At 29.2% G+C, this 10830-nt stretch carries 10 protein-coding genes and 1 pseudogene; 9 read left to right on the forward strand and 2 right to left on the reverse strand.

Going from position 1 to position 10830, the window contains the following annotated elements; translation table 11 throughout:
• Both BMX60_RS12335 and istB read left to right on the forward strand, forming a co-directional pair.
• Positions 1 to 338: pseudogene (locus tag BMX60_RS12335) on the forward strand (IS21 family transposase); the annotation flags it as partial.
• Between the two features lie 28 nt (positions 339 to 366).
• Positions 367 to 1122, forward strand: coding sequence for an IS21-like element helper ATPase IstB (gene istB / locus BMX60_RS10265; RefSeq protein ID WP_479722607.1), 756 nt, complete (start codon positions 367 to 369; stop codon positions 1120 to 1122).
• Between the two features lie 45 nt (positions 1123 to 1167).
• Here the strand turns inward: istB and BMX60_RS10270 are convergent, their stop codons facing one another.
• Both BMX60_RS10270 and BMX60_RS10275 read right to left on the reverse strand, forming a co-directional pair.
• Positions 1168 to 2073, reverse strand: a complete 906-nt coding sequence (locus tag BMX60_RS10270) for an ABC transporter transmembrane domain-containing protein (RefSeq protein ID WP_091351376.1) — start codon at positions 2071 to 2073, stop codon at positions 1168 to 1170.
• 277 nt (positions 2074 to 2350) lie between these two features.
• Positions 2351 to 3277, reverse strand: coding sequence for a helix-turn-helix domain-containing protein (locus BMX60_RS10275; protein WP_177159781.1), 927 nt, complete (start codon positions 3275 to 3277; stop codon positions 2351 to 2353).
• A gap of 182 nt (positions 3278 to 3459) precedes the next feature.
• On the opposite strand from BMX60_RS10275, the gene BMX60_RS10280 reads away from it, so the two are divergent.
• The 7 genes from BMX60_RS10280 (at position 3460) to BMX60_RS10310 (ending at position 9758) form a co-directional block, all read left to right on the forward strand.
• Positions 3460 to 4674 carry a S41 family peptidase gene (locus BMX60_RS10280; protein WP_177159782.1) on the forward strand — a complete coding sequence of 405 codons (1215 nt, stop codon included), beginning with the start codon at positions 3460 to 3462 and terminating at the stop codon, positions 4672 to 4674.
• A gap of 517 nt (positions 4675 to 5191) precedes the next feature.
• Positions 5192 to 6832 (forward strand): ABC transporter transmembrane domain-containing protein, encoded by a 1641-nt coding sequence (locus BMX60_RS10285; protein ID WP_091351379.1) that lies wholly within the window; start codon positions 5192 to 5194, stop codon positions 6830 to 6832.
• Positions 6833 to 6942: 110 nt separating this feature from the next.
• Entirely contained in the window at positions 6943 to 7203 is a 261-nt protein-coding gene (locus BMX60_RS10290; RefSeq protein ID WP_091351380.1) for a hypothetical protein, read from the forward strand.
• 159 nt (positions 7204 to 7362) lie between these two features.
• On the forward strand, positions 7363 to 7872 hold the full coding sequence (locus BMX60_RS10295) for a hypothetical protein (RefSeq protein ID WP_091351381.1): 510 nt from the start codon (positions 7363 to 7365) through the stop codon (positions 7870 to 7872).
• Between the two features lie 108 nt (positions 7873 to 7980).
• Entirely contained in the window at positions 7981 to 8511 is a 531-nt protein-coding gene (locus tag BMX60_RS10300) for a site-2 protease family protein (RefSeq protein ID WP_091351382.1), read from the forward strand.
• Between the two features lie 161 nt (positions 8512 to 8672).
• Positions 8673 to 8918: a hypothetical protein gene (locus tag BMX60_RS10305; protein WP_091351383.1), complete on the forward strand. Its 246-nt coding sequence runs from the start codon at positions 8673 to 8675 to the stop codon at positions 8916 to 8918.
• A 441-nt stretch (positions 8919 to 9359) separates the two neighbouring features.
• Entirely contained in the window at positions 9360 to 9758 is a 399-nt protein-coding gene (locus tag BMX60_RS10310) for a hypothetical protein (RefSeq protein WP_091351384.1), read from the forward strand.
• The last annotated feature ends 1072 nt before the right edge of the window (positions 9759 to 10830 follow it).

Genomic DNA, 10830 nt, shown 5'->3' on the forward strand with positions numbered 1-10830 from the left:
TTCCTGAACCTATAATAGCAAAGAATTTTTTTGAGAATATACGTATATCAAAACCTAGATATATAAGAGATCAATTGTTAATCATCAAAGAAGCAATAAAAGATCAAACAACTGATACTATTGAAAAAGGGCTAAACTTTTGTATAAAAAATAAGCTATACAGTGCGGCAGACTTTAAGGATGCTGTAAAACATTATGCAAAAGAACAAACTAGGATTGTTAATGATAGTAACATAGAAATTAAAGCTCTCTCTTTAACAAGTATGGAAAAAATTAAAACCAAACCTCAAGTAAGGGATATTTTAGAATATGCCGATATTATTAAATCAAATATGTAATAGATTTTAAGAAAAAAGGAGGACTATGGTGATTGCTACAATAGACAATATCAAAGGTATGTTAAATACCCTTAAAATATCTCACTCTGCATCAGCTTTAGAAAAAATCTTAGAATTATCTAATGAAAAAGGGTTATCTTATGAGAAATTCTTAGAAAACTTGTTAGAACATGAAATTAAATCTAGAAGTGAAAAAAAGATTGAACAAAGGTTAAAACAAGCTTTATTTCCTGAATACAAGACTATTGATGAGTTTGATTTAGCGGAGCAACAGTCATTAAGTAGACGACAATTAAATCAACTTTTAGAATTTACATGGATTGAGCAAGGTTTTAACTTAATCATGCTTGGTCCTCCTGGTGTAGGGAAAACTCATCTAGCTATAGGGCTTGGTATACATGCTATACACAGTGGGTATAAAGTTATTTTTACTACTATGAATGACCTTATATACTATCTTAAAACTCAGGAAATATTACGTTCTGCTCAAACTCGTTTAAAACGTATCACAGAGGCTGATCTTGTAATTATTGATGATCTTATGTTTATGGCTATGGAAAAGCATGAGGCTAACCTTTTCTTTCAGTTAATCAATAAACTTTATGGCCAAACATCCATTATTATCACTTCTAATAAAGGACCAGAAGACTGGGGAGAATTATTAGGAGATCCTGCAATAACTACTGCTATCCTTGATAGAATAGTCCATAAATGTGAAGTGATAAATTTATGTGGTGATAGTTATCGATTGAAATACAGAACTTCCATTTTTGGTAAAAATTAGGTGTAAAAAATTATTTATCAAAATTTGTAAAAAAGTACTTGACGTTTACACTATTTGTTGAGATAAAGTTGTAATTGATGTAGTTATAGGAATTCCTAGAATAATAACTGTAATATAAGAGCTGAGTGACAAGTAATTATTGGTATACAAAAATGCACCATAGAATAACAAAAAAACAAGAGGGATTATAGATAATATAAACCCTATGGACATGAAAACAACCATAGGTGGAAAAATTTTTAAAAAGAACCGCTTAATATCAAGAAGTGATTCTTGATACTTATTTAGTAGCCACTTTTCCTTTCCAAGTATTTTTAATTGCCAATAATTATTGATTCCATCATTAGCTATTGCCATTGATTCACCAATAGCATCGAATAATTTTTTTCTTATTTGTTGAAGGGGTCTTCCAATAAACATTTGTAATACTAATGCTAGTACCATTACAGGTAGTAAATATAGAGTGATTCTATAGTGTATAAAAGAGATTACAAATATAGAAACAATAATAGATAATATTTTAGATACCAAAGGTAAAAGTCCCATACCAAAGTACGATGATGCTAGTGACAGGTTATGGGACACTCTGGTCAATAGGTCACCTACTTTTTGCTTTTTAATCCAACTAAATGTTGAGTTTAGTATTGTCAACTCTGTGTATTCTTTATATGTATACTCGATATCTGAAGTTAGTCGACTTTGAATTAGAGAAGTAAGGAAAGAAATTATAGCCATTGTCGCCATAATTGCTATTAATGTAAAAATTGTATTGTTAACTGAAGAACCAGATGCCACTCCTTCAAAAAGTTGACCAAGCACTCTTGCATTAAAAACTGATAAGACAATATTAGTTAAAAGAAAAGTTGTTAATAATCCTATTATAAATAAATGTTTTCTCTTCAGGGGCCTCAATGCCAAACTAATTGTAGATTTTTTTTCTTGACTATTCATTTTTATCACCTCTCACCGCTTCTTATACGTACTAATGGGTTTTAGTAACCTATAACCCTTCGACCCTCCTTTCCTTAAGTTATTCTAAATTGATTTGGAAAATTTTTTCATAAAAAAATATTATAATAGCTCTTCTAAATTGTCAACATTTTTTATTTTTTGTATAAAATTGAAAATTGTCTATTGGTCTATCAGCTTCCCAACCTACTCTGAAGCAATAAAAAGACCCGTAGGAGTTATGTGTTTAGCTCTTACGGGTTTTGCTTTTACTATGATATTAAATGTTTTCAAAGTCGTAATCACACTTTAAAAAAAACTTACACCTTTCAATAATTTGTATTTTGATTTCATTATAATCCAATAATTCACATATAAAAATAGCTTTTTTGATAGAATTAACATATTCAGGGTTACTCAGGTAATATTCTATTACTCCTTTACCGTAATATAGTATATGTAATCCGGAAAACTGTTTATTTTTTTTGCAGTAATTAATACCTAAATCAGTATATTTTAAAGCATTTTGATAATCATTGTTTCTTTTGTATGCTGTAGAAAGGTTGTGACAAATTTTTGGGTAAAGGGGATGATCTGAATTCAAATTATCAAAACAAAATTGCATGATTTCAAGATACATAGTACTATTTCCTAAATCGTTTATAACGAAGGCAATGTTCATAAGTATTCTTAATTCTGTTAAAGAATATGTATAATCTTTATAATTTTCAATGGTAAATTCTTCATTACTAACTATTAAAGCATTGATCAATTTTTTATAAGCACTGTGAGGATCATTGTGTACCTTATATAAGATAGCACCTTCAATGAAATAGCTAATTTGCTCAATTTGGATTTTATAATAATCACTAATGGCTGAAGGATTTAATTTATTTATCTCATCTAGTACAGTAGATAATTTTTCATATTCATTGTTATCTAATTTTGATTCTAACTTTTTTTTAATATTATTGAAAATAGTATAGTCATCTAATCTACATTTTAGTAGTAGTTCAGTAATATCTTCTTTCAAGGCAATAGAAAGAGCTTCTAATGTATCTAACCTTGGAACTACTTTGCCATTTTCAATTTTTCTCAAGGTCTCTTTATTGATACCTGTTTTTTCCGAAATCATTGATTGAGTGGATTTATGTTTCTTTCTTAATTGTCTTAATTGTTCCCCAAAAAGTTTTAAGTTATACGACACTTTAACGTTCCCCCTTAACACAAAAAAGTTAATTTGTCAACCCAATCAAAATAGGGTTTTATTATTATTTAGAATATTATAATATATAATTAATAATAAAACAATACAGCGAATATAGGGGTGTGTTGGATAAAAAACTACTAGTTTTTGTAAACTATGTTTTTTATGGGAGGATGACTGTAATGAAAAGAAAGTTTTTAGTATCTCTTTTGGCTCTATTGTTAGCCATAACTTTATTGGGATGTAACAATGAAAATACGGAATATACTGATAATCTAACAACAGAGGAGAAGCTAGAGGACTTTGAATATTTATACCAGATGATATACGAAAATTACCCTTTCTTAAATCCAGATTACGGATACGGAACCCAATGGTTAAATAATAAGGAGGTGTTCAAAAAACAGATTAAGGAGACAAAAAATGATGAAGAATTTATCATGGCTATTAGAAAAATTGTCGAAAGTTTACACCAAGGACATACTCATGCATTAGATGAGCAATCATTTAAAATGGCATATTCTGTATATTCCTGTCCAGAAATTGCTGAACTTACTAAACCGTGGCTAGAAGTATTAAACGACGATAAAGTGTTGAAATTCTATAATTTTAATCCAGAAACAGATATTACTGCGAGGCAAATTTATCAATCTCATTCGCCAGTTTTTGAGTCCAAGATAATAATCCCCAATGAAGTTGCTTACCTAAAAATTAGAAAAATGGAAACTGGAAGGATTGAAGAAGACGCTAAAGGGATAAGAACTTTCTTTGAGGAAGTTAAAGACTACGATAAATTGATAATTGATATTAGGGGTAATGGAGGGGGAGATACTAGGTATTGGATAGAAAATGTTGTTCAACCTTTAATAAGGGAACCACTGTCTGTAGAATACTATTCATTCTTTAGAGGAAATTATGCAAAGCCTTTTTACAAAGCTAGAGGTATGAAATTGAAACCATTATCTGAACTAGAAGATTATATGATTGAAAGAATTCCAGAAGAAATAAAAACAGACTTTGACTATTTTAATAATTCAAAATTTACCATAGAGCCCCTAGACCCCGTAGGATTTGAAGGTGACATATACTTACTAGTGGATAAGCTTGTCTATTCTGCAGCAGAAAGTTTCGCAGCATTTAGTAAAGATAGTGGCTTTGCAACGTTAGTAGGAGAGAGTACTGGTCGTGATGGTATTGGTATAGACCCACTGTTATTCTCTTTGCCTAATAGTGGTATAGTTATTAGGTATAGTGGGGCACTTGCTTTAAATGGAGATGGTACTATCCATCAGAAAGTAGGAATTGTTCCACATGTAGAAGTTGACCCTACAGTAGGGGCTGATTTTGAAACAGATACAGCTATACAGTATGTTATAAATAAAGGCTCTTCACACTAAACAACAAAATAAAACGATTTACAATTAGGTCAAGTGCTTCAAGCTGTGTCCACCTTTTAGCAGAAATCGATACAATTTAGCAGTATTGATATAGAAGTGAACTCTTTTCTAAACTGCTAAATTGTATCAAAATCATAGTCATTAGCCATATTGTGGATCTATATAAATAAATTAGACAAAATTTTTCTTTTTACTAAAACCACACCATTCTTAACGAAAAATTTAACACATGACAAAAAAGCCCTTCAAATCAAGGGTTTTGAGGTTATATCATGTAAGAGAAAAAGACGGAAAATTATTACTAAAATTATTACTTTTGTAGAATTTATTGTTTGAGGAAATTGTATAATTAAGAAATCAAAAACAAAAAATCAAGATATAGTATTATAAAAAGAACAAACACAATATATTGACAACTTAAACTAAAATTTAATTATGAAATTTCCTTAAGTATATAATCTGTCTATAGAAGGGCTTCATTTGTATATAATTGGTTGATTTTGGGGGGCTAAATAGTATGGATCAGATGAGATTCAAAATAATGCACGGGTTTTGGAAAAAATATGTATGGAAGTATAAGGCTAATTGGATTGTAGCTTTTTGCCTCAACGTTGTTTTCTTTGCCGTTAGTGCAATAATACCTTTTGTGTTCAAAGGGGTAATAGATTCATTTACAATTTACGATAGTATAATAAACCCATGGATATTAGCTTTTATTATAATAGAAGGTTTGCAAATAATACTACTATACAGTAAAGGGTATGCATGTCGTTTATTGGAGCTTAAAGTTAAAAAAGATATTAAAACACAAATGTATAGTAAATTTTTTACAGCGAGTTACCTTACATCCAATAAAATTAAGCCAGGAGAGGCAATTCAGAGAATCACAAGTGATGCAGCCAGTACCGGTCCACTTATTGTAGAAAGTTTTTCAGAGTTAGTAGGTCATCTTATTTTAGTTACAATTACAGTAGTTTTGATGTTTGTCCTATCACCCCATCTAGCAATCAGTTCTGTTTTCTTTATTATAATTTATAGCATTGGATATAAGAGGTATCAAAAAAATGCTCCTATCCTTGCTAATGATAGGCAGAAAGCGAACGCTAATTTTATTGCTACTTTGGAGGAAGGGCTTGATGCAAACTATTCAGTTCGTGTGCAGGGCTCTTATAGAAGTATATTAGATATTTTTAACAAATCTATTGATGAGTTTTTAGCTAAAAGTTTTAAGTTTTATAAATACAACCTTAAATTCCAAGGAGTCTTTTCATCACTTATCAGCTATGCAACATCAGTAACAGTAATACTTCTAGGGGCATGGCTTTTCTCACGTGGGTTAACAACAATAGGAACTATAGTAGCATTTTCTCAATATATTAATTGGTTGGTGGTGTTTGTTAATTTTATGTCAAATTATGCAACCCAAATTGAACCATCTATAGTTTCCTTAAACAGAGTAGAAGAGATATTAAACTGGGAGTCTCAGTTGAAATTTGAGGAAGATGTGAAGGGTAAAGAAAAAATTAATAACTTAGCCCAAAATGCTATAGAAATTCGTAATCTTGATTTTTCTTTCAAAGATGTTAATATTTTTAATAAATTGAATTTATCCATTCCTACGGGTAAAATAACTTTTATTAAAGGAGTTAGTGGCCGGGGAAAAAGTTCGTTACTAAATATATTGCTGAAACTTTATCCTGTAGAAGAAGGAAAAGTTTTTATAAATGGGATTGATATTAACAGTTTAGATGAAGGGGATATAATGGGATTGATTTCTGTGGTTGAACAAGAACCTAAGTTTTTCGGTAATGATATATCCGATTGTTTTTCAACATTTGATAACTTTTCTTTAAATGACTTAAAATCGAAAGCCAAAAAATTAGGGTTAGATAAGGTTTTGGATAAAATACTTAAATCAACTAATAAAGGAAAATTAAAAGATCTTTCAGGAGGAGAGAGAAAACGTTTAGGAATTTTACGGGGGTTATCTCGGGAGACACCGATTATAGTAATGGATGAGCCTACAGCCTTTATTGATGATAAAACGGCAAGATCGATTTTAACCAATGCTATAAAGCTATATCCAAATAAAACATTTATCATAATAACCCATGATTCATCAATAGAAGATTTGGCAGACTTGGTAATAGAAATATAGAGAAGTGTTTTTAAAAATTTATCAACTTGTGTGCACCTTTTTAGCAGAAATCTATATAATTTAGCAGTATAGTCATATATCCATAGTTTAGTAGAAAGGGAGTGATATTCTTGGGAATATTTATTAGTATTGTTAAGGCAATATTTCAAATTGTAATTTTGCCAGGTATATTAACTATAATTCTACTTCCAATCTTTTATATGTTAGGGAAATTTGAAAATGAATTCTTCTATGATCCTTTTTTAAAAGAAAGAGAAATCATCAAAAAGATGATTTTCGAAGATTATTTAAAAAATAATTTTTTTAGATTATATTTTGTAATATTTACTTATGTTGTTATTGTAAAAGTACTTACGGCTTTAGGAGTATAAATAATTTAGTGAATTAGAATTTATCTTTCTCGACAACCCGATTTATGGCAACTTGGTGCAACCCTTGTAATGAAATTGCTCCAATTGTTTTTTTAGGCGAAATATATGTTGATAAACTGAACAAGCTGGTAAATATGAGTCTTGAGAGGAGATAAATTAATGAAAAGAAAGATACTATTTTTGGCTTTAATGTTATTCTTTGTAGCGGGATGTAAAAAAGAAGTATATTCTGGGGACAGAGTATCTATTCACCCAGTCGCAACTTTTACAACTGTTGACATTACAGAAATTGTAGTTAGTAATTCTAAAATAACTGGAAAAGTTAAAATTATATTTGATGAGCAGTATCTAAAATTAATTGCGATGACTAATGATATTATTGATGATGAATATAAGTTTTCATTGGGTATTTATCAAGATTCGGAAGGAGATATCATAAACGACACTTTAATAATAAATAATAAGATTTTCTCATATAAAGTTGGTGATTTGAACCAAGTCAGCATTGTTTTTGAGTTTAAATTTACCGAATATCCCAGTTTAAGAGGTTATATTCATAAAGAAATATGGGATCCAATTATTTTTTCCCTAATGTATGTGGACGACAATAGTGAGGTGATTCACGAAATAACTATATTTGGAGCAATTAGAGAAAAGAAAGGACAATAAAGGATGTAACAGGTTTTATAACTTTTCCATGATTCTTGAAGTTGTTTAAGTTACTTTTATATAAAAAAGTTTTACAATACGAAAATTTATAAAGGGAGGGGTTCTATTTTGCATATTATAATTTTGATTATTTTAGAGGTTTTGTTCAATATACTGATAGTCTCGATTTTGGTATGGCTTTCCTTTTTTATAGCTGTATTTTTACACGAAATGGGCCATGCTTTAATGTACCGTATATTTTTTCGCGATAAAGACTGGCATATTAGAATTGGCTCAGGTAGAGAGATTATAAAGTCTAAAAAATTTACTATAAAAGCCATTCCGATAGATGGATATTTTTACTTTGAACCCAAACATAGGGGATCCAAGTTCCAGTATATTATGATGTTACTTGGTGGACCTCTGACAAATATTTTATTTATTTTTTTACTGAGCTTTTTATTATACATTCTTAAAGGTAACGAGCAAACACTTGTACAAAAGATTTTGGTTTGGCTTTTTGAGTTTTCTTTAAGGATACATGTGGTTGGTTTTCTCCTAACCGCTATTCCGATTAACTTTAGGAATGGGCCTTTAAAAGGCTATACAAGTGATGGAATGAATATATTAAAGATTGCTATGAAAAGTAAAAAGGGATGAGATTAGTCCTTTTCACATCATATAACATATGAAAAAAGACAATGTAGTATAATGTCTATTCTGTTCTAAGTAAATATTCTCTAATATTAGGGGTACAAGCCATAATCTTTTAGTGAACCGGATATTAAATTTAAACAACTTTAAAAAGAGGGGTATTTTAAATGGATTTAATTGCTAGCACTATAGAAGCACTTTTATTAATATTTTTTGTATCTTTTATAATAAGCTTCTTAGGTACCGGAGTAAGTTTTATTATTAGAAAAATTGCTGAATATTACTATTTTAATCCATTTAACATTAAGGATTTTTCTTTTAAGAAAGAATTTTTTAGCCTTTTTCGTGGTTGTGTCTTTTTTCTTATTATATTAAAGATAGTTGATTTGTTACTAAGTTATTACTTATTTTAACAAATCCCCTATAGAATTTGTGGAACCGTTAGAGGTCAATTATATTTAGCCATGTGCATCTTTTAGTAGAAATCAATACAATTTAATAGTATTAAATGATAAATTTGAGCAAGAAGAAATGATAGTGATTAGCCATGTATTAGATCAAATTTTAGTTATTAGAGGAAATTACATTATGCTTAATGAACACCTTTAAAAGTCCTGTCAGTCCGGAACAATAAGCTAACCGATACCAAAAAAAGCTCTTGAAATCAAGGGTTTGAGGTTGTATTAGAGAGGAAAAACAAAAAAATAAAAGAAGGGAAATTATTAATTTAATAGAATATATTGTTAACAAACAATTCTGTAATTGTTATTTTTAACTTTAATTTCAAGTTTATTGGAAAACTTTCATATTCTTATTATATAGAAGGTGACAAAACAGAAAAGTAGGTGAAACTATTGACTGAAATTAATAAATCTAAACTCCTTAAGAAGGCAAAAATACAAATATTAATTGATAAGTGTATATTATTATTACTAATGAGTATTGTTGTACTATTAACTCCTAAAAATACAATAAATACAACTAGGTATATAGCAGGTATGGTTGCTCTATCCTACATTATATTGTCTTCAATTTTAAAATACAAAGGATACCTTATAGATGTGAATACCCCCATAGATGGTTGTTTTTTAGTAATAATTTGGTTGTTGGTTTTTTTACTATGGTTTTCTTGGGCAATGAAATTAATTAATTCAAGCATTTTTATGATCTTAATCGTGATACTAGGTACTCTCTTCACAACTTATGAAATTAAAAGTTTAAAATATGAAGACATTAAAAACAAAAATAGTTGAAATTACTAATTCCAGAAAATGAGGTTGTTAATAAACTCGACAAAATTTTAGTTCTTAAACATGCCGTTTTAACTTTTTAAAAATTATATCTACCCTTGTCATCTTCAAACTAAAAGTAGAGATTCTCAAATCCTGTCACTCCGGAACAATAAGCTAACCGATACCAAAAAAACTCTTTAAATCAAGGGTTTGAGGTTGTATGGAAACAAAGAATTACCTGTAAGAGTAAAATTCTTATGGGTGATTTTTTTATTAGAAAAGGCAGGAAATAGAAAATTTTAGTAGAATTATATTAAATTGGAATGTGTTTGAACTTTTGGTAGAGGGGTGAGGTTAATAAGATAACTAGAAAATAGTCCTTTACCAAAGATTAAGTAAAACTTGAAGCAAAAGGTATTAACCAGTTATGGCATTAATCCAAACTAAGAGTTGTTGGATAATTAAAGCCACGGGTTTGTCTAAATGCAGCTAAAAGTAGTGGCAGATTCAGATACCATATTAACGAAGAATGAAGTGTATAGTGCATATCTTCTTATGACATAAAAAGATCTTCAAATCAGTCAGCAGTACCGGTATGTTGCGGTTGTGAAATTAAAGCAGTTGAATTACTAAGCAGTCTTTAACTAGAAAAGAGGTGGCAATGGCTGCATCCTTAGCTTTTGCTTTAATGCTTTTTGCTTCAGACTTAAAAAGCATTGTTTTTTTTTATTTTCCTCATATTGGTATTTAGTTATTTATCAGATTAGATTGATTAAAACCAGATGAAATCAATATGTTTAAGATAACAGGTTAATTGTAATGTAATTTATTACCTTGTAAACGATATATAGAAACCAGGTCTTTTAACCAATCAAAATTGCCAATTAAAAGATAATCAAATTCATTTTCCTAAATATTTTAATGGTTTTAAATTAAACACAAAAGCAATTAATCTACAACAAGTTAGGATACTACCAAGAAATAATCATATTGTTATTGAAGTAGTTTATCAAATAGAAATTCCTGAAACAAGAAAAGATAATGGCAGGATAATTAGTATTGATATTGGTTTAGATAACTTTGCAACCATAGG

The sequence above is a fragment of the Anaerobranca gottschalkii DSM 13577 genome (assembly GCF_900111575.1).
Taxonomy (GTDB): Bacteria; Bacillota; Proteinivoracia; order Proteinivoracales; family Proteinivoracaceae; genus Anaerobranca; species Anaerobranca gottschalkii.

Excerpts from the sequence above, each read along its gene's own strand:
- BMX60_RS10270 (WP_091351376.1), bottom strand. The coding sequence starts at position 2,073 with ATGAATAGTCAAGAAAAAAAATCTACAATTAGTTTGGCATTGAGGCCC.
- BMX60_RS10280 (WP_177159782.1), top strand. The coding sequence starts at position 3,460 with ATGAAAAGAAAGTTTTTAGTATCTCTTTTGGCTCTATTGTTAGCCATA.
- BMX60_RS10285 (WP_091351379.1), top strand. The coding sequence starts at position 5,192 with ATGGATCAGATGAGATTCAAAATAATGCACGGGTTTTGGAAAAAATAT.
- BMX60_RS10295 (WP_091351381.1), top strand. The coding sequence starts at position 7,363 with ATGAAAAGAAAGATACTATTTTTGGCTTTAATGTTATTCTTTGTAGCG.
- BMX60_RS10305 (WP_091351383.1), top strand. The coding sequence starts at position 8,673 with ATGGATTTAATTGCTAGCACTATAGAAGCACTTTTATTAATATTTTTT.